General features: G+C 36.4%; 27 protein-coding genes. 24 read left to right on the top strand and 3 right to left on the bottom strand.

Annotated elements, in window-relative coordinates; all coding sequences use genetic code 11:
• The first annotated feature begins 5 nt into the window (after positions 1-5).
• The 22 genes from DKG77_RS03510 to DKG77_RS03390 all read left to right on the top strand — a co-directional run bounded on the left by DKG77_RS03510 (position 6) and on the right by DKG77_RS03390 (position 21,182).
• Complete coding sequence (locus DKG77_RS03510) at positions 6-1,655, top strand: S8 family peptidase (protein WP_109661413.1); 1,650 nt, start codon at positions 6-8, stop codon at positions 1,653-1,655.
• A gap of 1 nt (position 1,656) precedes the next feature.
• The gene (locus DKG77_RS03505; RefSeq protein WP_109660235.1) at positions 1,657-3,507 is read left to right on the top strand and encodes a M1 family metallopeptidase; all 1,851 of its coding nucleotides are present in this window, start codon (positions 1,657-1,659) and stop codon (positions 3,505-3,507) included.
• Positions 3,508-3,573: 66 nt separating this feature from the next.
• Positions 3,574-3,999: a ribonuclease P protein component gene (gene rnpA, locus DKG77_RS03500; RefSeq protein ID WP_243414817.1), complete on the top strand. Its 426-nt coding sequence runs from the start codon at positions 3,574-3,576 to the stop codon at positions 3,997-3,999.
• Positions 3,980-5,605 (top strand): S41 family peptidase, encoded by a 1,626-nt coding sequence (locus DKG77_RS03495; RefSeq protein ID WP_109660232.1) that lies wholly within the window; start codon positions 3,980-3,982, stop codon positions 5,603-5,605. Before rnpA ends, DKG77_RS03495 begins: the two co-directional genes overlap by 20 nt.
• Before the next feature lie 3 nt (positions 5,606-5,608).
• Entirely contained in the window at positions 5,609-6,805 is a 1,197-nt protein-coding gene (locus DKG77_RS03490; protein ID WP_109660230.1) for an alpha/beta hydrolase, read from the top strand.
• A gap of 302 nt (positions 6,806-7,107) precedes the next feature.
• Positions 7,108-7,683: a Crp/Fnr family transcriptional regulator gene (locus DKG77_RS03480; RefSeq protein ID WP_109660226.1), complete on the top strand. Its 576-nt coding sequence runs from the start codon at positions 7,108-7,110 to the stop codon at positions 7,681-7,683.
• A gap of 216 nt (positions 7,684-7,899) precedes the next feature.
• On the top strand, positions 7,900-8,979 hold the full coding sequence (locus DKG77_RS03475; protein WP_109660224.1) for a zinc-dependent alcohol dehydrogenase: 1,080 nt from the start codon (positions 7,900-7,902) through the stop codon (positions 8,977-8,979).
• 84 nt (positions 8,980-9,063) lie between these two features.
• Complete coding sequence (locus tag DKG77_RS03470) at positions 9,064-9,447, top strand: nuclear transport factor 2 family protein (protein ID WP_165819341.1); 384 nt, start codon at positions 9,064-9,066, stop codon at positions 9,445-9,447.
• Positions 9,448-9,491: 44 nt separating this feature from the next.
• Positions 9,492-10,166: a ZIP family metal transporter gene (locus DKG77_RS03465; RefSeq protein ID WP_109660220.1), complete on the top strand. Its 675-nt coding sequence runs from the start codon at positions 9,492-9,494 to the stop codon at positions 10,164-10,166.
• A 97-nt stretch (positions 10,167-10,263) separates the two neighbouring features.
• Entirely contained in the window at positions 10,264-10,521 is a 258-nt protein-coding gene (locus DKG77_RS03460) for a nitroreductase family protein (RefSeq protein ID WP_109660218.1), read from the top strand.
• Between the two features lie 345 nt (positions 10,522-10,866).
• Positions 10,867-11,787, top strand: a complete 921-nt coding sequence (locus DKG77_RS03450) for an AraC family transcriptional regulator (RefSeq protein WP_243414815.1) — start codon at positions 10,867-10,869, stop codon at positions 11,785-11,787.
• Entirely contained in the window at positions 11,784-12,680 is an 897-nt protein-coding gene (locus DKG77_RS03445; RefSeq protein ID WP_109660214.1) for a GNAT family N-acetyltransferase, read from the top strand. The genes DKG77_RS03450 and DKG77_RS03445 overlap by 4 nt, the downstream gene beginning before the upstream one ends.
• Before the next feature lie 82 nt (positions 12,681-12,762).
• The gene (locus DKG77_RS03440; protein ID WP_109660212.1) at positions 12,763-13,704 is read left to right on the top strand and encodes an alpha/beta hydrolase family protein; all 942 of its coding nucleotides are present in this window, start codon (positions 12,763-12,765) and stop codon (positions 13,702-13,704) included.
• Between the two features lie 6 nt (positions 13,705-13,710).
• Positions 13,711-14,181, top strand: a complete 471-nt coding sequence (locus DKG77_RS03435; RefSeq protein ID WP_109660210.1) for a DUF1801 domain-containing protein — start codon at positions 13,711-13,713, stop codon at positions 14,179-14,181.
• A gap of 43 nt (positions 14,182-14,224) precedes the next feature.
• A complete protein-coding gene (locus tag DKG77_RS03430; RefSeq protein WP_109660208.1) occupies positions 14,225-15,175 on the top strand; it encodes an MBL fold metallo-hydrolase in 951 nt (316 codons plus the stop codon).
• Between the two features lie 146 nt (positions 15,176-15,321).
• The gene (locus DKG77_RS03425; RefSeq protein WP_109660206.1) at positions 15,322-15,921 is read left to right on the top strand and encodes a sigma factor-like helix-turn-helix DNA-binding protein; all 600 of its coding nucleotides are present in this window, start codon (positions 15,322-15,324) and stop codon (positions 15,919-15,921) included.
• 136 nt (positions 15,922-16,057) lie between these two features.
• Complete coding sequence (locus DKG77_RS03420) at positions 16,058-16,579, top strand: carboxymuconolactone decarboxylase family protein (RefSeq protein WP_109660204.1); 522 nt, start codon at positions 16,058-16,060, stop codon at positions 16,577-16,579.
• Between the two features lie 416 nt (positions 16,580-16,995).
• Complete coding sequence (locus DKG77_RS03410) at positions 16,996-17,511, top strand: hypothetical protein (protein ID WP_109660200.1); 516 nt, start codon at positions 16,996-16,998, stop codon at positions 17,509-17,511.
• Positions 17,508-18,341: a helix-turn-helix domain-containing protein gene (locus tag DKG77_RS03405; protein WP_109660198.1), complete on the top strand. Its 834-nt coding sequence runs from the start codon at positions 17,508-17,510 to the stop codon at positions 18,339-18,341. Before DKG77_RS03410 ends, DKG77_RS03405 begins: the two co-directional genes overlap by 4 nt.
• 62 nt (positions 18,342-18,403) lie before the next feature.
• Entirely contained in the window at positions 18,404-19,270 is an 867-nt protein-coding gene (locus tag DKG77_RS03400) for a DUF5694 domain-containing protein (RefSeq protein WP_109660196.1), read from the top strand.
• A 78-nt stretch (positions 19,271-19,348) separates the two neighbouring features.
• Positions 19,349-20,584 (top strand): DNA (cytosine-5-)-methyltransferase, encoded by a 1,236-nt coding sequence (dcm, locus tag DKG77_RS03395; protein ID WP_109660194.1) that lies wholly within the window; start codon positions 19,349-19,351, stop codon positions 20,582-20,584.
• Positions 20,574-21,182 carry a hypothetical protein gene (locus DKG77_RS03390; RefSeq protein WP_109660192.1) on the top strand — a complete coding sequence of 203 codons (609 nt, stop codon included), beginning with the start codon at positions 20,574-20,576 and terminating at the stop codon, positions 21,180-21,182. Before dcm ends, DKG77_RS03390 begins: the two co-directional genes overlap by 11 nt.
• Positions 21,183-21,184: 2 nt before the next feature.
• Here the strand turns inward: DKG77_RS03390 and DKG77_RS03385 are convergent, their stop codons facing one another.
• From DKG77_RS03385 to rpiB, 3 genes are read right to left on the bottom strand one after another with little or no spacing between them, the layout of a single operon-like run.
• Positions 21,185-21,625 (bottom strand): GNAT family N-acetyltransferase, encoded by a 441-nt coding sequence (locus tag DKG77_RS03385; protein ID WP_109660190.1) that lies wholly within the window; start codon positions 21,623-21,625, stop codon positions 21,185-21,187.
• Complete coding sequence (locus DKG77_RS03380) at positions 21,625-22,539, bottom strand: cation diffusion facilitator family transporter (protein ID WP_109660188.1); 915 nt, start codon at positions 22,537-22,539, stop codon at positions 21,625-21,627. Before DKG77_RS03380 ends, DKG77_RS03385 begins: the two co-directional genes overlap by 1 nt.
• A gap of 15 nt (positions 22,540-22,554) precedes the next feature.
• Complete coding sequence (rpiB, locus tag DKG77_RS03375) at positions 22,555-22,986, bottom strand: ribose 5-phosphate isomerase B (RefSeq protein ID WP_109660186.1); 432 nt, start codon at positions 22,984-22,986, stop codon at positions 22,555-22,557.
• 586 nt (positions 22,987-23,572) lie between these two features.
• Between rpiB and rnr the strand changes: the two genes are divergently transcribed.
• Together rnr and DKG77_RS03365 are read left to right on the top strand one after the other, a co-directional pair.
• Complete coding sequence (gene rnr / locus DKG77_RS03370; protein WP_109660184.1) at positions 23,573-25,753, top strand: ribonuclease R; 2,181 nt, start codon at positions 23,573-23,575, stop codon at positions 25,751-25,753.
• A 53-nt stretch (positions 25,754-25,806) separates the two neighbouring features.
• Positions 25,807-26,487 (top strand): head GIN domain-containing protein, encoded by a 681-nt coding sequence (locus DKG77_RS03365; protein WP_109660182.1) that lies wholly within the window; start codon positions 25,807-25,809, stop codon positions 26,485-26,487.
• Position 26,488: the final 1 nt, after the last annotated feature.

Raw genomic sequence — 26,488 nt, 5'->3', positions numbered from 1 at the left:
TTTTTATGACTCGCAGATATATCAAACTTAATTTCACATTACTTTCAGCATCATTGTTCTTATTGGGTTGTGGTGCCACCTCTCTGGTTTCCACCCCAGTTGAAAACATAGATGCCGTACCCCTTAAAATTTCAGAACTAACCGAGGCCCAGAAAAAAAATTGGGGACATGCCGATTTAATAGCGGATACCATTCCTGGTATGAGTGTGGATAAAGCCTATAAGGAAATCATCAAAAACAAAGCCGGAAAGACCGTAATTGTTGCCGTAGTGGATTCTGGAATGGACTTGGAGCATGAAGATTTAAGAGATGTACTGTGGACCAACAAAGGAGAGCGGCCAAATAATGGCAAAGATGATGACGGTAATGGATACATAGATGATGTTCATGGCTACAACTTTTTAGGAGAAGCTTACAATGAGCAGCTGGAATATGTACGCATGCTAAGATTAAATGTTGGTAATGCTTCATTAAGGGCAAAAGCTAGGCTAAAGTTAGATGAGGAATATCCAAAAGCACTTCAGAACAAGCAACAGTACGAGCAAATTTTCCAAGTGGTAAAAAGTGCTGATGAAGCTGTAAAAAAAGAGTTGGGGAAAAGCTCCTATACCAAAAAAGAACTTATGGCCATTGATGCCAAAACAGAACAAATGCAGCAGCATGTAGCGGTTTTAACACAAATGTTCTCTTATGGTGAAAACATTCCCAGTGTAATGGAAGAGCTTTCCGAGGGTATTACCTATTTTGCTGATCAAGTAAATTATAACCTCAACAAAGATTTTGACGGTAGAACTCCAGTTGGTGACAATCCTTATGATTTATCCGATAAGTCTTACGGAAATGGAAACCCAAAAAACAGAGTAGACACCGAAAGCCATGGAACCCATGTTGCTGGAATCATTGCCGCCAAAAGAAACAATGGAAAAGGTGCCAATGGTGTTGCCAAAAACGTAAAATTAATGAGCGTTAGGGCAGTTCCCAACGGTGATGAATATGACAAGGATATAGCAATGGCAATTCGTTACGCAACGGACAATGGAGCAAAAATCATTAACTGTAGCTTTGGCAAATCTTACTCTCCAAACGCGCAATGGGTTTACGATGCCATTCAATATGCAGCATCTAGAGATGTTTTGATTGTTCATGCTGCCGGAAATGATGGTGATGATTTAGACAATATGGAAAACCCCAACTACCCAAATGATCATAAATATGAAGGCGCTGAGTTCTCCAATAACGTAATCACCGTTGGTGCACTGACCAGCAGCTATGGTTCTAAAATGGTTGCCAATTTTTCAAATTATGGTAAACAGAACGTTGATGTTTTCGCTCCCGGAGATGGAATCTATTCTACATTGCCCAACAACACATATGATTTTCAGGGAGGAACTTCAATGGCTGCTCCAGCAGTGGCCGGTGTAGCCGCTTTAATAAGGTCTTATCATCCTCAACTATCCGCCTCTCAAGTAAAGCAGATTATTATGCAATCAGGATTGCGTTCCAAAGCTTCCGTGATTGTGTCAGGAGATCCCTCCAACGCAACCACTTTTGATAATGTTTCCAAATCAGGAAAAATGGTCAATGCCTACAACGCACTGCTTATGGCAGAAAGCATCTCAAAAGGCAAAACCATCTTAAATAATAATACAAAATAACATGACTATAGTACGTTTCCTCTTTTTTACAATCTTATCGGGTGTTTTCCTAGTTTCAGGACAGAAAAACGATTCCTATTGGCAACAGCATGTAGATTACGCTATGGATGTTCAAATGGATGTTGAAACATATCAATATACAGGAACACAAAAACTGACCTATACCAACAATTCACCAGATGTATTGGATAGAGTATATTATCATCTTTATTTTAATGCCTTTCAACCAGGTAGCGAAATGGATGCCAGACTGCAAAACGTTAAAGATCCCGACGGGCGAATGATGGATAATGGAAAGAGCAGAATTGCTTCGCTTTCAGAAAGTGAAATTGGGTATCTGCATACACAGTCCTTAACTCAAGATGGAAATGCCGTTAGCTTTAAAGAAGAAGGCACCATTTTGGTAGTAGATCTAGCAAACCCTATTCCTTCTGGAGGAAAAACAGTTCTGGATATGAACTTTAAGGGTCAGGTTCCCTTACAAATAAGAAGGTCCGGAAGAAACAACAGTGAGGGTGTTGCCCTTTCTATGAGCCAATGGTACCCAAAGCTTTCTGAATATGATTTTGAGGGTTGGCACCCAAACCCTTACATAGCTCGTGAATTTCATGGCGTTTGGGGGGATTTTGATGTTAAATTGACCATTGACAAAAACTACACCGTTGGTGGCTCTGGGTATCTGCAAAACCCACAAGAGGTCGGCCATGGTTACGAAACACCGGGCACCAAGGTAAAGACAAAAGGCAAAACATTGACTTGGCACTTTAAAGCACCCAATGTTCACGATTTTATGTGGGCTGCCGATCCAGACTATATTCATGATACATTAAAAATGGAAGATGGACCTACCCTTCATTTCTACTATAAGAATGACCCTGAAATTCTAGAGAACTGGAAAAATCTACAGCCAAAAACTGAAGAAGCCATGCGATTCTTCAGTAAGAATATTGGTAAATATCCTTATGATCAATACTCCGTGGTGCAAGGAGGTGATGGGGGTATGGAATATGCCATGAGCACATTGATTACCGGAAAACGTCAGTTTTCTAGCTTAGTGGGTGTTATGGTGCATGAAATGGCGCATTCTTGGTTTCAACATGTTTTAGCAACTAACGAATCCAAACATGAATGGATGGATGAAGGCTTTACTTCCTTTATCAGTAGTTTGTGCATGAACGAAATTATGGAGCAAAATAAAGAAAACCCTTTTGATGGTTCTTATAAAGGATACTATGCCCTTGTCAATTCTGGCATGGAGCTTCCGCAAGCGGCACATGCAGATCGTTACACAACAAATTTTGCCTATGGTATTTCTGCCTACAGCAAAGGCTCCATTTTCCTGTCACAACTGGGTTATGTTATTGGCCAGGATAAGTTGATGGAAACGATTAGAAAATATTACGACGATTTTAAATTTACACACCCTGTGCCCAATGATGTTAAGCGAACTGCCGAAAAGGTTTCTGGATTAGAACTGGATTGGTATTTAACAGATTGGACCCAAACCACAAATACCATAGATTATGGTATAAAAAGTGTTGAGGCCGAAGGAAACCAAACCAAGGTCATTTTAGAAAGATTGGGAGAAATGCCAATGCCTTTGGATTTATTGGTCGTTGGTGCAGATGGCAATCAAGAGACCTATTATGTTCCTTTGCGTATGATGCGAGGAGAAAAAGCAAATCCTTACCCTGCAGTGAACAGAACTGTAGTAGAAGACTGGGCTTGGGCCTATCCCACATATGAATTTATCATAGACAAACCCATAACCTCTATACAAGCTATTGCAATTGATCCATCTCAACTAATGGCAGATGTTAACCCAGAAAACAATGTGTATCAGCCAGAATAATTCAACTTTGTACTTGGTTGACCATGTTGCTTTAAAAGTATCTTTGTAGTCATAAACCATATTACTATGGTCAATATGACTGAGCATTTAACAGAAAACCCGAAGAACTTTGTTTTTCCAAAGGAAGAAAAACTCAAAAGCAAAAAGCTTTTTGAACAGCTCTTTACCGAGGGGAAGAGTATAACAACCTTTCCTGTTAAGTTGTTATACACAAACGCTGATTTTGATGACGATGTTCATATTAAAGTTGGTGTAGTTGCTCCAAAGAAAAAGTTTAGGAACGCTATAAAAAGAAATAGGGTTAAAAGGCTGTTACGAGAAGGATATCGCCTTAACAAGCATCTTGTTTTTAACAACATAGAGGGAAACTTTGCGTTCCTATTTTTATATCTTGGTGGTAAGATGCCAAATTATCAGGAAGTGGATAGGGCAATAAAACAGCTCTTGGAAACTTTCCTAAAAAAACAATCCCATGAAAAGATTGATCAGTAAAAAGGTTGTAATTCCTGTCTTAGCGCTAACCTTGCTGTTTGTAGGAAGTAGTTTTAAAAGTGATTTTTTTGAGATTGCAAAGCAGATAGAAATCTTCACTACGCTTTTTAAGGAATTAAACATGAACTATGTAGATGAAACAAATCCTGCAGAGCTCATGGATTCTGCGATCAAGAACATGCTAGATGGTCTTGATCCGTATACGCGTTTTTTAAACGAGCAAGATGTTGAGGCCTATAAAATCAACAATGCCGGTGAATACTCTGGAATAGGGGCCATTGTTCGTTCCTATGAAAGTAAGTTGGTAATTGTTGAGCCATACAAGGATTACCCTGCAGATAAAGCTGGGTTAAAAGCTGGTGATGAAATTATTAAGATTGGGGATATCAAAGTTTCGGATTTTGACGATAACGCAAGCGAGCTTTTAAAGGGTGCAAACAATACTAGTGTAAATGTAACCTTTGTAAGGCAGGGAGAAACAAAGACAGCAACCTTAAAAAGGGAGGGTGTTGATGTGGATGCTGTACCTTATTATGATATGATCGACGAAAAAACAGGTTATATCGTTCTTTCAAAGTTTAACAGAAAAGCCTCTTCTCAAACCAAATCTGCCATGCAAGATCTAAAAGGAAAAGGTGCTGAAAAACTGGTCTTGGATCTCCGTGGAAACCCAGGAGGACTTCTTTCAGAGGCCATCAATATCACTAATTTATTTGTTCCAAAAGGAGAGTTGATCGTAACGACAAAATCAAAGGTCAAAAAGTTCAATCAACAATATAAAACCAAAAACGCTCCAGAAGATTTAGATATTCCTTTAGTGGTTCTTATAGACGGGAAAAGTGCCTCTGCAAGTGAAATAGTCTCTGGTGGGCTTCAAGATCTGGATCGTGCCGTTATCATGGGTGCTAGGAGCTTTGGAAAAGGTTTGGTGCAGCGACCTCTTAAGCTTACTTATGGAACACAACTAAAAGTGACCATTTCCAGATATTATACGCCTTCTGGTCGTTGTATTCAGTCTTTGGATTATTGGAACAGGGATGAGGAAGGCAAGGCTGTTAAAAATACCGACTTTAAAGAATTTGCCACCAGAAATGGGCGTAAGGTTCAAGATGGCGGTGGGGTAATGCCAGATGTTCAAATAGCTTCGTTAAAGTCGAATACTCTAATAGATGCCCTGCAAAGGAACAGTATTGTCTTTGATTTTGCTACCGATTTTTATTACGACCATTCCTACGATTCTGTTGATAATTTTACTTTTTCAGATTCGGATTTTGATTCCTTCAAAGCTTTTGCAAGAACACAAAATTTTTCCTTTCAGACAGAAACAGAAGAACTATTGGAAGAATCCATAAATGCAGATGAGCATCTCCTAGGGCCAGATGTTCAAGAAAAGTACAAGGACCTGTTGTTGGCGGTGAACAAGGGAAAGATTTCTGCTTTGGACAATTTTAAGACAGAGATCCAGAAAAACCTTGAAGACGAGATTATTAAGCGTTACTTCTATCGCGAAGGATTGTACAAATACTACTTAAAGCACGATGACGCCATTTTGGCGGCAAGAGAACTGTTGTCCAACAACTCTAAATATTCTGGTATTTTAAAGTAAAGCATGCGCATTACGTTTTTCTTTCTGTATATCTGTTCTGGTTTGGTTTTCTCTATAAGTGCCCAAACAGCATTTACAAAAGGGGTGATTCATGATTCTATCCCTGTTCTTGGAGCGGCCAATGAAAGCTTTGCACTTTACTTACCTGAACGTTATCAAGAAAACGAGTTAAGTTCCATTGTTTTTATTTTTGATCCAGGGGCAAGGGCTGCTATAGGTATTGGTTCTTTTATTGAAGTTTCTGAAAAATATGGGCATATTCTTGTTTGCTCCAACAACTCTAGAAATGGTCCATATGAACGAAATTTTGATATTGCCAATAACCTGTTCAACCACATTTTCTCCAACTTCACTGTCAAAGAGGACGAAATGTATATTTCCGGTTTTTCCGGAGGTTCTCGTTTAGCTAGTGCCATAGCTTCATTAACCAACAAATTTGCTGGAGTAATTGGCTGTGGCGCAGGATTCTCTAATATAAAGGAACATATGCCTTCAACACAAAATTATGCCTATGTAGGCCTTTGTGGAGATAGAGATATGAACTACCGAGAATTGCTAGAAAACAAAGATTACCTCAATTTAATTAAGTTCAATAGTACTTTAATAACCTACGATGGGGACCATTCATGGCCTCCGCCAGAACAGATTTCTCGTGCGTTCGATTGGCTTCGCCTACAAAAATTGAAAAAATCGCCCCCTGAGGCTTCTAAGGAAATCTTAGGACTGTACAAATCTGATTATGACAGAATTGGGCCATTTAAAGAAGCTGGTGCCCTTTTGTACGCCTCTGAACAGTATGAACGTATTTTAAAAAGCTATAGCCCAATGGTTTCGGTAGATAGTTTGGCCAAACAATACCAGGAACTCTTGACCTCTGCGGATTATAAGAAAAGGTTGGCCTCTCATACCAATGTCCTAAAAATGGAGCGTAAGTTGGCAGGTAAATTAAGAGCCCAAATAACTTCAGATTTTAAGAATCCCGGAGAAACCGATTTTGGTTGGTGGGAGAAAGAATTGAACAAGCTCAATACGCTTAAGAAAAGGAAAGGTGTTGAAGTAGATAAAATGGTATACCGCATAAAATTTGACCTCTTTGTCAGGGCGTATTCCAGAAAAAATGCACCGCTCTATAGCTCTAATGAAGAACAAGCTGCCCTTGTAGATCGTTTTTTAGATATGCTTTACCCAAGAAAAGAATAGTAATATTTACCAGCACATTGAGAAAAACACCAACGGTCGTTTAAGGCCTATCGCTATGCTATACCTCCCCTTCAACTATTTTCCCCAATAGCCACACAGTGCCACTGCCAATTCGTCCAGATTAACCTTATATTTAATACCCAATAACTGCCTCTCGCAATAGCTATGCGGTACAGTTCTCAACATGGACCATGACCAATTAGCATCTAATGGCCACCAATAGTTATTGCAAGCTTCGCTTGTAACGCTGCTCGCCATAGTCGTGTAGCTGTTATTGAAAAGAGTCAAAAAAACATAAATAGATGAGCAAATACAGAGGAATATTGGATCATGTAGCCAGATATGTTGAATTGTCAGATAGTGAAATAGCGGAGTTTACTTCCATATTAAAGATCACCAGAGTGAAGAAAAGACAATTCATTATTCAACCTGGGTTTGTATCCGAATATCGAAACTATATCGTAGAAGGTGCCGTCCGGGTTTTTTATTTAGATGATGTTGGAAAAGAACATACGGTTAGTATCGGAGTAGAAGATTGGTTCTTCACGGACTTTCACAGTTATCTAAGTAGAACTCCAGCGGAATACCATGCCGAAGCACTTGAGGATTCTGTAATCATACAAATGAAGTATGACGATGTAGAGGAACTCTGTGGAAGAATACATGCTTTATGCCAATACTTTAGGCTTTATATAGAAAGGGCCTTGTCCTATTCTAATCAAAGAGTTATTACCAATATCAGCAAAACTTCTGAGGAGCGTTATTGGGACTACGTTAATAAATATCCGCAAATTGCCAATAGAGTACCACAGTATGTCTTAGCATCCTATTTAGGAATCTCTCCCGAATCAATAAGTAGAATTCGTTCACGCTCCTAACAAAAATTGATTTAAATCAATTTCATACGTTGATTTAGGTCAAGCGTTTTTCTTACCACAGGTCATATTAATCTCTTCACATGTGACGCAACTTTGTCATGTCAATAATTGACAGGTTTAGATTTGGTTCAAGTTTTATTCGACCAATAGTTCTGTAAAACTAAATCCCAACCTTTTTCAAAAAAACAAAGAGAAAAACAAATTAAAAGATTTAGTATGAAAGCAGTAGTGTATAAGGAACGAGCAAAAATTGAGGTCGCAGATATACCAAAACCACAATTATTAAAAGATGATGATGTCATCGTACGTATTACACTTGCAGGTGTTTGCGGTGCAGATTTAGAATTTACCCAAAACGGACCAGAAATGGGTTTATTTAAAGGGATGCGAATAGGTCATGAATTTGTTGGTGTAGTGGACCAAGTAGGTAAAGGCATACATACCCTAAAAATTGGAGACCGTGTTGTAGCCTCAGCCATGTTCGTTGATGGAGATTGTTACTATTGCAAACGCGATTTACCTTCTGCATGTGACCATGGAGGTTTGTTTGGAACCCCCCTATTTGCTCAACATGGTGGTGACGATATCCAAGGAGGCCAGTCCGAATTTATACGTGTTCCTTACGGCAATTCTTCACTATTCAAACTTCCTGAAGGTTTAACTGGCGATGAGCACGATACAAAAGTTCTTCCCTTAGGAGATAATTTTGCTACCGGTTATCACGGTGCATTAAATGCTAATATCAAGACAGGAGAAACCGTAGTGGTTATTGGTGATGGCGCAGTTGGTCTAAGCGCTGTAATGGCCGCTACTTTGTTTGGCCCATCCACTATTATTTTAGTTGGGCGTCATGATAGTCGGTTAGAATTAGCAAAAACTATTGGAGCAACGCATGTTGTAAATTCTAAAAATGAGGACGCTGTAGCATTTGTTAAGTCACTAACAGAAGGAAGAGGTGCAAATTCTGTTATCGATTCTGTGGGCAATAAAACAGCGATTGCACAAGGTATGGAGATGACTCAGGCTGGCGCATCTATAAGTGTACTAGGGTTTGGTCACCTTTATGAACCAGTAGAGCAGCCTTATTCATCGGCTTTGTTCAGAAATATAACCATCCACACTGGTGTTGTAAACGTAGCTGCATACATGGAAAAATTACTTCCTATAGTGGAGAGAGGTGTTATTGACCCTAGTAAGATCTTTACCGATATTTTACCATTGTCTGAAGCAGAAAAAGGGTATGATTTGATGCGCGATCGTTCATCGGGAACGCTTAAAGTTGCATTACGTCCATAACCTTTTTGCATTCGAAATTCATAATCAAATAAAAAATTTAACATGCAAAAAATATTTTTCACATTCATCTTAATCACAATTTTTATGACACAAGTACAAGCACAAAATAACGATCTACAACTGATTGAAAAAACGATCAATTATTACCTCGATGGAATGACTGCACATAATGCAGAGTCTTTTGAAAAAGCATTCCATACCAATGCCACCATGAAGTGGATAGAAAAAAAATATGAGGAAGTAAATGCTATTGAAGCGTTAAGCGAATATGTCAACGCTAATGATCCCGTAAAAACAAAAACCAGCATTATGGCCATAAATATAGCAGGAGATGCAGCAAACGCCCAGTTAGAACTGGAGTATAGCACCTTTTCCTATATTGATTTTATGCATCTACTAAAAATTGACGGGAAGTGGAAAATTGTTAGTAAAACTTATTCGACAAGAACGAAAAGCACTAAAGAATAGGAGAATAAGAATAGACCTATGTGTTATTTTTTTCAGATAAAGTTATGAATACATATTTACTTCCAGTTTTTGCAATTATTATCGGTGTTATTATTGCTTTTATAACCAAGAAACAAAAATCAGTAGGCACTAAGCTCTTACTAGCATTCGGTGGCGCATTTCTATTAGCATTAACACTGTTTGATTTATTGCCAGAAGTGTATCATCATTTAGGTGCCAAACAAACCGGACTTTTTATAATCTGTGGTATCTTATTGCAAATTACTTTAGAATTTTTCTCTAAAGGCGTGGAGCATGGCCATGACCATATACATAAAGAAGATCAAGAGTTTCCGTGGGTGCTATTTATAGGTCTTTGTATTCATAGCTTTTTAGAAGGATTTCCTATTCACCAACATAATAATATGGTGTATGGTATATTGATTCATAAAATTCCGATAGCGGCATTAATAACTACATTTTTATTTCAATCTAGTTATAGCAAAGTTCAAATTATTGGTTTCTTGATAGTGTTTACTGCAATGACGCCTCTAGGCACCTACATATCTAATAATACGGTCTTAGCTGCTGAATATATAGATATTGTTAATGCTATAGTGATTGGTGTCTTTTTGCATATTGCTACAACTATTCTATTTGAAACTGGTAAAGGGCATAAGTTTAATTTATCCAAACTGGTAGTGATATGTTTGGGTATTTCAATCGCTCATTTTATCTAAATGTTCTCAAAAGAAGAGTCAAGACTGTTATAGCAAGAGTTCTCGACTGGATAATCTAATAAATACCTGTACAGAATTAAAGATTGATGCCTGTATTATGGAAGGATTTGACCCTACAGGGGTTGGAAAAAGTTCAAGTTTGGATAGGAAAAAGTTAGATGCTGTTGTTTTAACGGAAGAAGGTTACCCTTCCAAAGAAAATCAATACTTACCAAAAGTGAGAAAGACAAAAGAATCACTTTTTAAAAAAATCGCTCCAAATCACAATAGAAGTATTAATAATATTGGGCATTTAGTTGCCATAAGTAAAGTATTATTTGGAGCTTTGGAACGAGGCTCGCGAAAAAACACTTGAAGATCTAAAAGTTAGAGATGATACTTGGTTCGCAGCAAATATAGATGAGAACATGAAAAACCATTGGGCTTGGTTTCATATTTTAGAACACTCTGCAAATCACATGGGGCAAATAGCTCTTGTAAAAAACAGATTGTCCAAATAATAGCTCCAATGCTTATGCGCCTCAACATTTTGTTGTTTTTCCACAGAGGGGGCCATGTTCAAGGTGAAGAGGAAATTGGAGATATATGCTGGATAGATTTTATTCGACTAAAAGAACGAATCGAGCATACAAACAGCAACCAATAATGAACATAATTTATTATGGCGGAGTCATAGCAAGACTGTTCAACAGCATTTAAAATGGCGATTACGGATAATAAGATACAAACAGATTATAGAACTCGTGTTCATCGAGTTTTTGAATTTATTGACGAAAACTTGGCGTCTGACCTATCATTAAAGGCTGTCTCTGAAGTTGCTTTTTTCTCCCCTTTTCATTTTCATCGGATTTTTAAATTTGTTACTGGGGAGACCTTAAATCAATATGTATCTAGGCAAAGAATAGAAAAATCTGCCTTAGACTTGCTTCATAAGAGCGTTACGACAACAGAAATTGCACATAATTACGGGTTTAGCGATAACTCTTCATTTTCAAGAGCCTTTAAAAAGTTTTTTGGAGTAAGCCCAACGGAATTTAAAAAACAAAACCCAAATAAACATAGCAAGATTCGTCAACTCAAAAGCAAGAATGGACAAGTGTATCCTGACTATGAAAAATACCTTTGCATCATTGACAATCTAAAAAAATGGATAGAAATGAATGCAAAAATTGAAATTAAAGAAACCTCTGAATTGAATCTTGCAGGAGTGACTCACGTAGGGGTGAACGGTATTGAAAGCGCTTTTGAAAAACTCACAAAATGGGCAACACCAAAAGGCTTACTAAAAAATCCAGAAAACAAAATGGGCAGAGTTTTCTATGACAGTTTTAAAGTTACAGCTCCCAACAAGGTTCGTATGGGTATATTTTTGATAGCTCATGAGCCTTTTGAAACAGAAGGCGAGATCCATAAGTTGACAATTGATAAAGGAAAATGTATTGTTGGCCGTTTTGAAATCACCCCCGACGAATTTGAAAAATCTTGGACAGGTCTTTTTCTTTGGATGAATGAACACGGATATAAAAAGAGCATAGAAAATCCATTCGAAATTTATCACAATGATTTTAGGGAACATCCCGAACACAAATTTGTTGTGGACCTATATATCCCAATTGAATGAAAAATGTAACATTAAACGGCATCACTTATCGTTTTGCCAAAGACTTTAAGGACAACCAAGACATTAGACTAAGTTTCAATAAGTTGACTGAGTCCATTTTTGGATTCAGTTTGGAAGATTGGTATCAAAATGGTTATTGGGGCAACCATTACATCCCCTATTCGCTAATGCTCGATGATGAGGTGATATCAAATGTTTCCGTTACTAGAATTGAATTTCTTTTTGGAAATGAGAGAAAAACGGGCATTCAAATTGGGACCGTCATGACAGATGAAAAATACCGGCACAGAGGGCTTAATAAATTCCTTCTTGAACAAGTCATTAATGAATGGGAAGGTCAGTCTGATTTTATATATCTCTTCGCAAATAGCAGTGTTCTTGATTTCTATCCGAAGTTTAATTTTAGAATAGTAAATGAATATCAACACTCAAAACCGCTGAATATTTCTGAAACCCAAGCATCATTTAGAAGATTGAACATAGAGGAAAATAATGACAAAGAATTGCTGATAGAGGCGATAAACAATTCAATTCCAATATCAAAGATATCAATGCGAAACAATACAGGATTAATCCTGTTTTATTGTTTATCATATAAGAAAAACAGCATTTACTATATTGATAAGCTAAACGCTATCATTATTGCAGACATAGAAGGTGACACACTTTATTTAAATGATGTGTTTTCCAACCAGAACATTGATCTGAACTATGTAATAAAAGTCATGTCAGATAGCAGTGTTAAAAGAGTGGTGTTAGGGTTTGCCCCATTAAACCCGGCTGGTTTTAATAGAAATTTGTTAAAAGAAGAGGACACGTTGTTTATATTGAATGGCGGGGTTGACTTTTTTAAGGATAATTATTTTATGTTTCCTGTTCTATCGCATGCTTAAACAGAAATTCTTGCTCAATAATCCGTTCGGTTTGAAAGGAAACTACAATGCAAATTATCGCAACCTAAAAAACAATTGAACAATGAACACTAAATTAGTAATGCTTATGGCAACCCTTTTTGTTGTAAAAGTTATTGTTGCCCAAAGTGACATGGTAAATGAAGGGTCTGGCTCATTTAAAGTTGATGGAGGCAACAATCATCATGGCGATTCAATAACCATTTTCTATCATAGACCCGTAAACTTTACGCAAAACTCTAAGATATTAATGGTTATTCCTGGCGCTGGTAGAAATGGAGATGACTATAGGGATTCTTGGATTGAAACTTCTGAAAAACATAGTGTCTTAATTATTTCGCCATCGTATCCAGAAAAGGAATACAACTATGGCGACTATCATCTGGGGGGTGTTGTAAAAGACTTAAACTTAAGCAAAGGAATTTCTTTTAAGAAAGGCACCAATCAGGTTTTAGTAGATGAAAACATTGTTTTGTTCAACATAAATAACAAAAAAGAAGATTGGATCTATGACGATTTTGATAGAATATTTGAAATGGTTAAAAGAGCTACAAAATCAAGGCAAAAAAAATATGATCTGTTCGGTCATTCTGCAGGTGGTCAAATTCTACATAGATTTGTGTTGTTCAGCCCCAATTCAAAAGCCAATAAAATCCTTGCGTCCAATGCCGGAACATATACATTGCCAGATTACAAAGAGAACTATCCCTTTGGGATGAAAAATGTTGACGCTAGAAAATTAAGAGCTTCTTTCAAAAAAGAATTGGTGCTGTTTTTAGGAGAGCTCGATAATGAGAGTGAAACAAGAGGCAGAATGTTAAGATCAAAAACTGCCGATATACAAGGAACACATAGATTGGCAAGAGGCAAATACTTTTGTAGTTATAGCACAGAAGCCGCCAAAAACCTAGGCATGAAGTTTAATTGGAAACTGGAGGTCATTGCCAATGTTGGGCACAATCAGAAAAAAATGGCAGAATTCGCTGCAAACTATCTGTATGAATAAAAAGAAATGAAACCAAATCCAGAATTTAAAAAAATCATAGCTCCTTATAACGAGGAAATTCAAAAATTGACTTTGGATTTGCGGAATTTTATTACTGATTTGGTGCCCGAGGCCAACGAACTGATTTGGGATAATTACAACGCAGTTGCAATTGCTTACTCAAAATCGGAAAAACTAAAAGACGCGTTTTGTCATATTTCCGTTTATTCAAAACATATAAACTTTGGATTTAATCGTGGAGCGGAGTTGACCAGTAGAACACTAAAATTGGAGGGAAAGGGAAAACTAATAAGACATCTTTCAGTAAAGGATATGAAATCATTTCCAAAAGATGAAATGGAAGCATTGATTTGGGAGGCTGTTGAAGTTTCAGAAAAGCGGAACAAGGAGCTACTGGAGAAAAATGAAAAAACCAAAAGTATTGTAATGTCCGTTTCGGAAAAGAAGATAAGGCCCAACAGGGAAAATCAAATGTAACAACTAGTATAGCTAAGCGTCTCTATGTTTTAATATTTACCGAATGAACCTTAAAGCCATATCACTACTTTCCATTATCCTCTTGATCAGTTGTAAAAGCTCTTCAGACAATAAAGCGCCGCAAATTATCAATGTCCAAAACCAACGTTCATTTAATGGTCATGTTGATCTAAATGAACAGAATTGGATTCATGGATCAGAAGATTGCGATGAAAATATTGACCCTTCTATACAAGTTGTTCAATATGATCAAAACACCTGGATTCTAAGGCAAAACAAATGCTTGAATTTTGAAGCGCCGTTCATGTTTTTATTTTTAGGTGAGGATAAAGCGCTTTTAATGGACACTGGAGCCACTAAAGAAGAAGAAGACTTTCCTTTGCAAGCAACTGTTGATCAAATTGTGAGTAATTGGGAAAAGCAACAGAACAAATCAATAGAATTAATAGTCGCACATACCCATAAACATGGTGATCATTACGCTGCTGATGGTCAGTTTCAGGGAAAACCAAAGACAACATTGGTGGGTCTTGAAAAAAATGATGTGATAGACTTTTTTATGTTCGCAAATTGGCCAAATGACATTGTGGAATTTGAACTTGGAAATAGGGCTCTAAAAGTTATTCCCATCCCAGGACACCAAGAAGCATCAATATCTGTATATGACCCTTCTTCCAAACTGTTGTTGACCGGCGACACATTTTATCCAGGCCGCCTTTACATGAAAGAAAACAATTGGTCATTGTTTAAAGAAAGTATTAATAGGCTTGTAGATTTTTCTAAAAATAATGAGATAGCGTATATACTGGGAAATCATGTTGAAATGTCTTCTAAGAAAGGTGTTAGCTATCCCATGGGAACAACCTACCAACCTGAAGAACACGGGCTTCCATTGACAAAAAAGGATTTATTGAACCTTCATTCTGCTCTTATTGAATTAGGAGACAACCCAACAAGAGGGGTGTATGATAATTTTGTAATCTATCCTCATTAGCGCAATAGTCCCCTAAACCAGCTTTCACGCAACCAAAAAATGGCCTCATCATCCACATTTTAATAAGTTATTTACAATGTAAACCTATTTCTTTACTCAAGCTCTGGATGTTATTTAGTCACATTTGTGCCCACTAAATTGTCTTAATGAAAAGCAAGATCATGAAAAGCAAAGAACTCAAAATAAAAGAGTGCCCTAACGCATTGTTCCCGTTTGCTTTTAGAGTTTTGAACTCCATTGAAGATGCAAAAGAAGTTTCGCAAGAGGTGATGGCAGATTACCTCTCTTCCGAAAGGAAGGATGTAAAGAACCCAAGAAACTATTTGATCAAAAGCACGATTAACAAATCAATAAATCTTAAAAAAAAGAATGATAAAACACTGCCATTGGGCAGTATTAAACAAGAGCCCATTTCAACAAGGTTTGCAGATACCAATCTAAACATTGAAGACATAGCAACTATGTCATTTCAGATCTTATCAAATTCATTAAACATTAATGAAAGGGCCGTCTTCATTTTAAAAGAAGCTTTTAATTACAATCACTATGAAATCGCAGAGGTTTTGTCCATTTCCTCAGAAAATTCAAGAAAAATACTGAGCAGGGCAAAAATCAAATTAAGGTCAATAAAATTTGCACTACCACAAAAAATTGACAAGGCCACTTTAAGCTGTCTTAAAAGCTTTGTTGCGGCTATAAAAAACAGGAATATTTCCCAGTTGAAAAAACTATTGCAAGAAGCCTAAATCAGCGCAGCTCAAATTAAAGTTTGTGGACACTTTCGTTTTTTGCCAAAAAATTCTATTTAAGCTGATTCTTCATTAATTGTCACAGTTCTCAATTGTCATTTGTCTTACTAGTATTAATCTTTTAAAACAAAAAATGGCATATTTAGAGCAGACAAAAAACACAGAGAATTTTTTAGAAGTACTGGTTAGAGACCCCAAAAGATATCTACCAATAATGAGATATCTGGATAATTTAACGCAACAAGAATCTGAATTAACCTGGAAAGAGCGTGAACTTATTTCATTGGAAGTTTCAAAATCCAATGGCGCTGAGTTTTGTGCAGCAATCCACAAAGGCGTTCTAAATTCTTTTGATGAATCTCATCTTCAGGTTAGACAAGAAAGGATTGAACCGGTCTTAAAATTTGTGCGCAAGTTATCGATAGATTCAAAAAATATTTCCGAAAACGACATTAATGGTCTTAGGGCAAAGGGGTGGAATGACCAAACAATTGAAGATGTAATAGGCCTAACAAGTGCAATAACTGTTTACGATATTTTAGCAAATGGTTTTGGGTTTAAAGCAACCCTTCCCGAAACGGTTTTTGAAGAAATGGGAAAAGGAACAATAGATGCAGGAGGTTTTGAGGCTCAATTCAACAGCTTTATACAATAATATTTAACCCGCACGCTGACTTTCAAGCGCTATATCCCACAAAGGGGTATAGTGCTTATTTAATGAAACACTAGGCCTTACTCCATTTGAAATTGTATTCGTATGAGAAAAAACAACTCAATAAAAACTTTGCTTATTAACTGGTTGGCTATCTATCCGCTAATCACCATGGTTTTGTACCTTTTAGAGCCTATTTTATTCAATGTAATACTACCTGTTAAAACTTTGATTCTGACAGTTTTGGTTGTTCCAACCATGTTTTTTATTACTATACCACTAAGCAGGGCTATTTTTAAAAGTATGGCTGAGCTTTGAAAAAACTTCAGCGCCAAAAATGAAAATTTATAACTTTAATATTTAGTCGAAATTTTCAAGGGCAGATAGACGCCATATTTTTAACTTATGAAAAATAGCATATGACCGGTAAAAGCCAAATTTTCTTTGCATGTATACTGTTGCTATTGGCAACAAGTTGTCAAGAAGCAAAAAAGCCAACTATAGCCCTTGTAGAAAATAAGGTTGTGGATTTTGACAATGAAAAAAAAGCTATTTTGGAAACATTGAACAGTGAGACCAAAGCTGCTTTTGATAGGGATTATGAAGCATGGAAAGAAAAATGGGTTCATGATAAAAACATAACAAAAACATACATAGATTTTGCGGATAGTACCTTTTCCGAATCTGTTGGTTGGGATGAAATAAGTAGATTCGTCAAAACATTTATTGAAGAACACCCTGAGCCTGAACCCGTTCCAAAGTTGTTAGAAAAAATAAATGTTAGGCTCTATGGAAACGGAGCTTGGGTTACCTATGAACAACAAGATTCTCTCCGTGGACTAAAACGTGAAACAAGGTTAATGGAAAAAGTAAATGGAGAATGGAAGATTGCGGGCATGCAAACAACGATCTATGGGTTCAATAGTCCAGAATGAAGATTGAAACTTTTAAGCCAAAAAACAAAGAGCTTCAAAAGTATATTGAAAGCTATTACATCCTTACGCATTCAAAAAATGAGGAAAAAGTAAGTTACCTAACATTTCCTACTTTATTTTCTGTTATAGCCATTGTAAGCAACGCGGAGAACATCATTAACCCTAATGGTGTCACTACCCAGTTTTGTCCATCAAAGCCCTTAGAAACGAGTTTGGTTTGTAGATTCAATAAGCCCATTTGTTTTCAATACCAAGGAGACATTAAAGAAGTCTGTATTTATTTTAAACCTTTAGGGCTTAATGCTTTTTTAGAAAACCCTTTGGAAGCATACAGCAATAGCCACTTTGACCCCTTCATTCCCTTTCCAGACTACACAGAGTCCATGATAGCCTTGCTGAAGGTCAATGACAAAAGTTTGCTTGTTTCTGGGTTGGAAGCGTATTGGCTTAAAAAACTTATCGGGTTTGAACACCCCTTCCTTAGTGATGCCATAAATAGGATAGGTGAACAGCCCAATATAACTTCATCTTATTTAGCGAATGAATACGGGGTTAGTCAGAAGACTTTTATAAAGCATTTTAAAAGGCACTTGTGCAAAACACCAACCGAATACAAAAAAATACTGCGTTTTAGGAGAGCGTTGTTGGAGATGCAGCTTTCTGACAAAACAACAAAACTAACCGAACTTAGCTATATAACCAGCTTTTTTGACCAATCGCACATGGTCTCAAACTTTAAAATGTTGACCGGCCTCTCACCAAAAAAGTTCTTTAAAAACCTATCAACCATAGAGAAGAGCAATATCCATTGGATTTTTAACAATGGGTAAATGTTTTACAATTTTAAGACCACAATAATTAAGAGATTTGTAGCTCATCAATTTTAGAAACCATGAAGATTTCCTTGTCCTTTTTACTGTTTGCAATCTTACTTTTTGGCTGTAGCGGTCAAGAAGAAGAATCGCCACCAAAGCTTGTTGACAATTCCAATACCAAAGAAGTCTTGCTTATTGGCACCTTTCATTATAATAACCCAGGTGCTGATCTTGCCAAGACCAAATCATTCGACGTAATGAACGAAAAGTCTCAGCAAGAATTAAAAAAGATTTCGTCCAACATCAAAAAATACAATCCAACCAAAGTATTTGTGGAATGGCCCTACAATGAGCAAAAAGAATTGGATTCCTTATATCATCTGTACACAAAGGGCCAGTACTTTCAAAACGATAGTCTTTCTGACTTTTATCTTAAAAACGAAATATTTCAGTTGGCTTTTAGAACAGCAAAGGAAAACAACCTAAAAACTGTTTATGGTATTGACTATAATGAAACAACATTTCCTTTTGGGGATGTCATGGCCGATATTGAAAAAAGTAATCAACCTGAACTTAAATCAAAGATAGAGGACGCCATTGCCAAATTTACCACAGAGTTTGATAACAAGATTGTATCAGGTGCTTCGCTTTTGGATCTCACCTATTATCTTAACAGCCCAGAAATGCGCAGTTTTTCTAACCATTTTCATAATAATTTAATGTTATTGGCTGGTACGCCTAACGATTTTTCTGGACCTTTTTTAACTTCTGAATGGTTCAAGAGAAATCTATATATGTGGTCGTTAATTCAAAAGAACACAGGCTCGTCCGACCAAAGAATCATGGTTTTGGCCGGAGCAAGTCACGCCGCAATGTTTGAGCTTTTTATAACAGAAAATAAGGGTTGGAAAGTCAAGGAGTTAAATGAAATAATGAAAGAATAGCGAAGAACTTCGGTTGACACAAAAAGAGAATAAGTATGGTTATGTTGGCATCCCAATGAACAAATCTTATTTTTGACCATGCAACAACTAAAGGTATGCGAACTTTTTGCCGGAGTTGGCGGTTTTCGCCTGGGTCTGGAAAATACGGGCCATTACAACGTGGTTTGGAGCAACCAATGGGAGCCTTCCACAAAAGCACAACACGCTTCTTTGGTCTATGAAGCTAGGTTTGGGGCTAAAAATCATTCCAACACCAATATTGAAGAAGTGCCCACATCTGAAGTGCCAGATCATGATGTTTTAGTGGGCGGTTTTCCTTGCCAGGATTATTCTGTTGCCACCACGCTTAAAAATTCTAAAGGGCTTATTGGAAAAAAGGGGGTGCTCTGGTGGTCCATTCATCGTATTCTTACAGAAAAAAAAATAAAGCCTAAGTACCTTTTTTTAGAAAATGTTGACCGTCTTCTAAAATCCCCTTCAAACCAAAGGGGAAGAGATTTTGCGGTTATGCTCAGAAGTCTAAATGATTTGGGCTATGCCGTGGAGTGGAGGGTCATCAATGCAGCGGACTACGGTATGCCACAGCGTAGGAGAAGGGTGTTTTTCTTAGGCTACCATAAGTCCACCGAACTTTATAAAAAAATAAAGAATCCTGTACCCAAAGAATGGTTGTTGGAAAAGGGTGTTGTGGCCACAGCGTTTCCTGCTCAAAATACCACACAAAATATAACGTCATTTTTCTTAAATGAGGATTTGGTATGTCTATCTGAATCCTTTAATGCAGAAAAGTCCCTTTCCCCATTTTTTAACTCGGGCATTTGTGTGGATGGAACTGTGTCCACATTAAAAATCAATTCCCTGTATGATGAAAACCGAACTGTTCTTTCGGATATTTTGGAAAATGGTTCTGCCGGTGAGGAGCTTTTCATTTCCGAAACCGATTTATCAAAGTGGGAGTACCTAAAGGGTGCAAAAAAAGAAATTCGAAAAACCAAAGCTGGTTTTGAGTATAATTATAGTGAGGGCAGCATGGTTTTTCCAGATGCCCTTGATCAACCTTCAAGAACAATTATTACGGGAGAAGGGGGTAAATCACCCTCAAGGTTTAAACATGTGATTGCAACCAACAAAGGTCTTAGAAGATTATCGCCTTTAGAGCTGGAAAGATTGAACATGTTTCCGGACAACCACACCAAGTTAGAGGGAATCTCAGATACAAAGAGAGCCTTTTTTATGGGAAATGCCCTTGTAGTAGGTGTTGTTGAGAAAATTGGAGCTGTTTTGTTTAAAAAAATAACAGAGGTTGAAAAGTAGTTTTAAATCGGACTTAGACAAAGAAAAACAATTATCTAAATTACTGGACAAATATTACAAAAGGCACTTAAAGCGATACTGTTTTAAGAGGGTTTATGCTCTTGAGGAGCAAAAAAAAGGCATAGACCTTGTCCTTTCCAGCAAATTTGTTGATGCTGTTTTTTATATTGATGAAAAAGCGCAATTGGATTATATAAATGATAGTCTCCCCACTTTCGCATTTGAGCTTTTCTATGAAAAAAATGGGATTAAAAAACAAGGCTGGTTGTTTGACCCAAACAAGAAAACGCATTTTTATGCCTTGGTCACCAATATTTATGCTGATGAAGAAAACACGTTTACCTCTTGCAGCATAACTTTTATAAACAGAAAAAAGCTTATTGAGTTTTTAAAATGCCGTGGGTTGACAAAAAAACGGTTACAAGAAATTGTGACCTCCGTGAAAACTTTCCATGGAAAATTAGCGCTAGAGGCACTAAATGTAAAAAGTGAGGGATATCTTTTTTTCTCAAGAAAAAATAAGGCAGAAAAACCAGTAAACCTGATTTTAAAACTAGACTTTTTAATTGAAGCGGGTGTGGGCAAAAAATTTGTGTAACCTTACTTTCTGATCATTCTTATATGTGGAATACCATCTTCAAGATATTCCTCCCCAAAGACTTTAAAGCCTAAACTGGTGTAGAACTTTACTAAATATGTCTGCGCAGAAAGCTCAATGGAATTATCCGGAAACCTTTTCTTTATTTCTTTCAGTGAGGCCTCCATTATAATCATTCCATATCCAAACTTTCGTTCTTTTTCATGTACTACCACTCTGCCTATGCTGGTGTTTTTAAAATAATCTCCTGGTTTAAACACTCGGGTATATGCAACTATTTTATTGTCTTTTTTTCCTAAAACATGGAGCGCTTTTTGGTCCTTGTTGTCCAAGTCTTGATAAACACAGTCCTGTTCCACAACAAAAACCTCACTTCTTAACCGCATTAATTGATAAAGTTCTGTGTTTGTGAGTTCTTCAAATGTCTTTACAACAACCTCCATTAATCCTGTACAATTACATTTTTAGAATCACATTTATCAAACTCAGGTTGAATATTAACATGGTTGATACCGTGTTTGTGATAAACGTGTTCTTCTATTTTGTCCAATATTTCATCAAACTCTGAGAGTTTAATATCTTCTTTAAAATCAATATGGGCCTCTAAATGAATCTCTTCTTCATTAAGCTGCCAAATGTGAACATGATGTACATTTTTTATCGGCTCAATAGTACAAATGGATTCTACAATTTCTTTAACCACAATACTTTTTGGTGTAAAGAGCATCAATACTTTTGTAGATTCTTTTAATAGATCATACCCCATATAAATAAGATAAACCCCAATCGCCATTGTTAATATGGCATCTACCCAGTAAACTTGATAAAATTTCATTAAAAGCCCTCCTATAAATACAGCTACCGAGGCCATCATATCTGTTAACAAGTGTAGGTAGGCTGATTTCATGTTCATGTTTTCATTGGCGTTCTTTTTTAATAAAAGAACGCTAAACCCATTGGCTAAAATACCGAACAATGATAACCAGATAACTAGATTGGACTCTATTTCCTTAGGTTCCATTAAGCGCTCTACGGCCTCAATCATCAATATTACAGCCACTACTACAAGTGTTGCAGCATTAACAAAGGCAGCCATAATTTCCGCTCTTTTGTAACCAAATGTTTTAAGGCTTGAGGCCTTCTTTTTTCCCAAACGTGTTGCTATATAGCTAATGATCAAGGAAAGAACATCACTAAAGTTGTGAAGTGCATCAGATAATAACGCAAGGCTACCAGAGATAATTCCGCCAATTACCTGAGAAACGGTAATGGCTATATTGAGAAGAATGGAAATTAATAGGTTTCTTCCTTTTAAGTCGTCGTGTGAATGTGAGTGACCATGGTGGTGGTGCCCCATGTGTTTTGGTTTATGCTATCTACAGGCTATTTTTTCAATTCTTCTTTCGTGTCGGCCTCCTTCAAATTCTGTGTTCAAAAAAGTTTCCACCATCTCCAGAGCTTGTGGTAGAGCTATAAAACGAGCTGGAAGACTTAATATGTTCGCATCATTGTGTTCTCTTGCCAAGGCCGTTATTTCTTTGGTCCAACAGAGCGCTCCTCTAACTTTTTGGTGTTTGTTAATCGTCATGCTTGCTCCATTTCCACTTCCACAAATTACAATACCAAGATCAACTTTTCCTTCTTCTACATCTGTGGCAACAGGATGCACAAAATCAGGATAATCAACACTATCGGTGCCGTCGGTGCCGTAATTGATTACCTCAATACCTTTGGACTTTAACAGACCAATAATCGCTAATTTATAGTCTGTGCCAGCATGATCATTTCCTATTGCTACTTTCATGGTTATTCTTTTAACTTGATGCTTTACAAAGGTACAATTCTTTTAACGGAGGTATGTTGACAAAAAAATACAGAACCTCTACATTTCCCTAATTGTCAGACATTTGTAAAACAAGTCTATTTGTTTATTGTTTTACTAAAAATAAATTTTGTTTTTCTCTAAAATAATTCCATTACTCATTATTATTCAATCATCAATATCTATTCAATTAAAAATTAATCAACATATAAGAAACATTAAATTCTATTAGTTAACATTTCGTCATTATTTAATTTTTAAAAATTAGCTGTTGAAATCACTTATTAAATATCGTTTATAAGAAGTGTAAATAATTGATTATTAGTCTAATTTCAATGTTATAGATTGTGAACAAAAACTTTTATGTGTTCAAAGCAATTTTTTAATAGATATTTTATTCCACATTTCAACAAGCAATCATTATCATCATTTTTATATTAATTTAAAAAAAAGTAAAATAATATTATTTAATAGTGTTAATAAAACTTCTTCTTGATTTGGATTAGTTTTATGTTACTTCAGTAGCCAAGGATTTTAATTTGTAATTTTCCGGAAATTAAAAATATAAATGTCAAAGAAAAAGAAGAGGACAAGAAGTCAAAGAAAGAATGAGATAACGAAAGGCATTTTTACAATACTGGAAAAAGAACCCTCCAAAAGTTTTAATTACAAGCAAATTGCTGCTAAACTTGGGATTACAGATACTAAGGACAGAAATGAATTAATTAAACGGCTAGGGCAGTTAAAATCAACCGATAGAATCATAGAAGAAGGTCGCGGAAAGTTCAAGAAAAAGCCTTCTTTGCACACTTATTTTACAGGAAAAGTGGATTTGACCTCAAGCGGAAATGCTTATATAGTGGTTGATGAAATGGAAGATGACATATTTGTTCCCTATAACAGGTTAAATAAGGCTTTGCATGGCGATAGTGTTGAAGTTTTTCTTAAACCCCGGCGTAATGGGAAAAAACCAGAAGGTGAAATAGCGAAGATTCTAGAACGAAAAAAAACATCATACGTTGGTATTGTTGACAAACAAAAAACCTTTGCTTTCGTAAGACCATCAGACTCCAGAATGTACAAAGACATATTCATTCCTCTTGAGAAGCTTAAAGATGCAGAAGACGGGGATAAGGTTTTAGTTGATCTAGGTGATTGGCCTAAAGATGCTGATTCTCCGTATGGAGAAGTAACTCAAATACTTGGAAAACCAGGAGAGCACAACACAGAAATTCATTCTATTCTAGCAGAGTATGGATTGCCATATGAATTTCCTTATGAGGTGGAACAGTTTGCGCAGACATTGGATACTTCCATAAAAAAAGAGGAGATTGTAAAACGGAGAGACATGAGAGATGTGCTCACCTTTACTATTGATCCTAAAGATGCCAAGGATTTTGATGACGCACTTTCCTTTAAAAAACTGGAAAATGGCAACTTTGAAATAGGAATCCATATTGCAGATGTATCCCATTATTTGCAGCCGGATACGATTCTAGAAGATGAAGCTTATGAAAGGGCAACTTCGGTGTATTTGGTTGATAGGGTCGTTCCAATGCTTCCAGAGGTTTTATCCAACAATGCATGCTCTTTAAGGCCCAATGAGGAAAAATATACTTTTTCTGCCATTTTTGAAATGGATGAAAAATCTAATTTGACCAACCAATGGTTTGGAAGAACAGTTATTAATTCGAATGAACGTTTTGCATATGAGGAGGCGCAACATATTATAGAAACGGAACAAGCTACTATTCCCGAGGGCATTTCTATTAGAGAAGGTAGCTACAAAGTTTCTAAAGAAATAGTTGATGCTACACTGACTTTTAACAGGCTTGCCAAAATCATGCGCAAAAAACGAATGGATGATGGTGCCATTTCTTTTGATAAGATTGAAGTTAGATTTAACCTTAATGAAAATAACGAACCAGAAGGGGTTTATTTTAAAGAAGCAAAAGATGCCAATAAGCTTATTGAAGAGTTTATGCTCTTGGCAAACAAAAAAGTAGCCGAATTTATAGGCAAACAAAAAAAGACATTTGTTTATCGTATTCATGACCGCCCAGATGAAGATAAATTAATAGCTCTAAATGGGGTTATTTCAAGATTTGGACATAGTATTAACCTAAGAGATAAAAAGAGCATCAATAGTTCTTTAAATCAGTTATTGCAAGATGTAAAAGGAAAGAAAGAACAGAATTTGGTAGATACTTTGGCAATTCGAAGTATGAGCAAGGCCATTTACACTACAGAGAATATTGGTCACTATGGGTTGGGTTTTGAATATTATAGTCATTTTACATCACCAATAAGAAGATATCCCGATGTAATGGTACATAGGTTGTTGCAGCATTATTTAGATGGCGGAAAGCCACCAAAGCAAACTATATATGAAGAAAAATGCAAGCACTCATCAAACATGGAATTGTTAGCTTCCAGTGCGGAGCGTGACTCTGTTAAGTATATGCAGATCAAGTTCATGGAAGATCATAAGGACAGTGAGTTTTTAGGGGTGATATCTGGAGTAACGGAATGGGGAATATATGTAGAGATTATAGAAAATAAATGTGAGGGAATGGTTCGGATACGTGATATAAAAGATGATTACTATGTTTTTGATGACAGACAATTTGCAATTATTGGAGAACGTTCCAAACGAATGTATCAACTAGGAGATGAGGTAAAGGTAATGGTCAAAAGCACAGATTTGATCAAACGGCATTTAGATTTTTCGTTGATTGGTAAAAAATAAGGATACTTTTTTGGAATAAATTTTGTTATGCATTGAGAATCAATTTATAACTTATGAAAACAGTAAAGGTTTTATTGATATTGTTCTCTTTTCAAACATTATGTGCACAAGAAGAAAAGATTACGCAAGAACTTGAAAGATTTACAGAAGTAAAGGGTTTTGATGGTCTTTCCATAAACCTTATAAAATCTGATGTAAACAGAGCCGTCATAACAGGTGCAAACACAAAAAAAGTTGCCATTGTCAATAATACAGGTGTTCTAAAGCTGCGGATGGAAATAGATAAAATCTTTAGCGGTTATAGAACACTTATAGACCTATACTATACAGAAGAACTTAAGGTAATAGATGTAAACGAGGATGCAAGAATATCTTCTGAAGAACCATTTATTCAGGGTGTTTTAGAACTTAAAGCACAAGAAGGTGGAGAATTGGCAGTTAATTGCCAAACAGAGCAGCTTTTAATAAAGGCAGTAACTGGAGGAGAAATCTTAGTGAAAGGGTTTTCAGATAATCAAGATGTTATAATCAATACTGGGGGAATCTATGATGGTAAAGGTTTCAAAACAAAATACACCACAATTACAGTAAATGCCGGGGGCAATGCAAATATTTATGCAACTGAATATGTGAAGGCCAATGTTAAGGCAGGAGGGGAGGTTTTGGTATATGGAGATCCATTGAAAATGGACGAAAAAACAGTATTTGGAGGTAAAATAAAAAGAGTGAACTGAG

It is taken from the genome of Flagellimonas aquimarina, from assembly GCF_003149745.1.
GTDB classification, from domain to species: Bacteria; Bacteroidota; Bacteroidia; order Flavobacteriales; family Flavobacteriaceae; genus Flagellimonas; species Flagellimonas aquimarina.
This window is presented reverse-complemented; position numbering and strand designations above follow the sequence as displayed.

Coding starts and splice junctions, on each gene's coding strand:
- DKG77_RS03510 (WP_109661413.1), top strand. CDS start 6: ATGACTCGCAGATATATCAAACTTAATTTCACATTACTTTCAGCATCA.
- DKG77_RS03505 (WP_109660235.1), top strand. CDS start 1,657: ATGACTATAGTACGTTTCCTCTTTTTTACAATCTTATCGGGTGTTTTC.
- rnpA (WP_243414817.1), top strand. CDS start 3,574: ATGGTCAATATGACTGAGCATTTAACAGAAAACCCGAAGAACTTTGTT.
- DKG77_RS03495 (WP_109660232.1), top strand. CDS start 3,980: ATGAAAAGATTGATCAGTAAAAAGGTTGTAATTCCTGTCTTAGCGCTA.
- DKG77_RS03490 (WP_109660230.1), top strand. CDS start 5,609: ATGCGCATTACGTTTTTCTTTCTGTATATCTGTTCTGGTTTGGTTTTC.
- DKG77_RS03480 (WP_109660226.1), top strand. CDS start 7,108: ATGAGCAAATACAGAGGAATATTGGATCATGTAGCCAGATATGTTGAA.
- DKG77_RS03475 (WP_109660224.1), top strand. CDS start 7,900: ATGAAAGCAGTAGTGTATAAGGAACGAGCAAAAATTGAGGTCGCAGAT.
- DKG77_RS03470 (WP_165819341.1), top strand. CDS start 9,064: ATGACACAAGTACAAGCACAAAATAACGATCTACAACTGATTGAAAAA.
- DKG77_RS03465 (WP_109660220.1), top strand. CDS start 9,492: ATGAATACATATTTACTTCCAGTTTTTGCAATTATTATCGGTGTTATT.
- DKG77_RS03460 (WP_109660218.1), top strand. CDS start 10,264: ATGGAAGGATTTGACCCTACAGGGGTTGGAAAAAGTTCAAGTTTGGAT.
- DKG77_RS03450 (WP_243414815.1), top strand. CDS start 10,867: ATGGCGATTACGGATAATAAGATACAAACAGATTATAGAACTCGTGTT.
- DKG77_RS03445 (WP_109660214.1), top strand. CDS start 11,784: ATGAAAAATGTAACATTAAACGGCATCACTTATCGTTTTGCCAAAGAC.
- DKG77_RS03440 (WP_109660212.1), top strand. CDS start 12,763: ATGAACACTAAATTAGTAATGCTTATGGCAACCCTTTTTGTTGTAAAA.
- DKG77_RS03435 (WP_109660210.1), top strand. CDS start 13,711: ATGAAACCAAATCCAGAATTTAAAAAAATCATAGCTCCTTATAACGAG.
- DKG77_RS03430 (WP_109660208.1), top strand. CDS start 14,225: ATGAACCTTAAAGCCATATCACTACTTTCCATTATCCTCTTGATCAGT.
- DKG77_RS03425 (WP_109660206.1), top strand. CDS start 15,322: ATGAAAAGCAAGATCATGAAAAGCAAAGAACTCAAAATAAAAGAGTGC.
- DKG77_RS03420 (WP_109660204.1), top strand. CDS start 16,058: ATGGCATATTTAGAGCAGACAAAAAACACAGAGAATTTTTTAGAAGTA.
- DKG77_RS03410 (WP_109660200.1), top strand. CDS start 16,996: ATGACCGGTAAAAGCCAAATTTTCTTTGCATGTATACTGTTGCTATTG.
- DKG77_RS03405 (WP_109660198.1), top strand. CDS start 17,508: ATGAAGATTGAAACTTTTAAGCCAAAAAACAAAGAGCTTCAAAAGTAT.
- DKG77_RS03400 (WP_109660196.1), top strand. CDS start 18,404: ATGAAGATTTCCTTGTCCTTTTTACTGTTTGCAATCTTACTTTTTGGC.
- dcm (WP_109660194.1), top strand. CDS start 19,349: ATGCAACAACTAAAGGTATGCGAACTTTTTGCCGGAGTTGGCGGTTTT.
- DKG77_RS03385 (WP_109660190.1), bottom strand. CDS start 21,625: ATGGAGGTTGTTGTAAAGACATTTGAAGAACTCACAAACACAGAACTT.
- DKG77_RS03380 (WP_109660188.1), bottom strand. CDS start 22,539: ATGGGGCACCACCACCATGGTCACTCACATTCACACGACGACTTAAAA.
- rpiB (WP_109660186.1), bottom strand. CDS start 22,986: ATGAAAGTAGCAATAGGAAATGATCATGCTGGCACAGACTATAAATTA.
- rnr (WP_109660184.1), top strand. CDS start 23,573: ATGTCAAAGAAAAAGAAGAGGACAAGAAGTCAAAGAAAGAATGAGATA.
- DKG77_RS03365 (WP_109660182.1), top strand. CDS start 25,807: ATGAAAACAGTAAAGGTTTTATTGATATTGTTCTCTTTTCAAACATTA.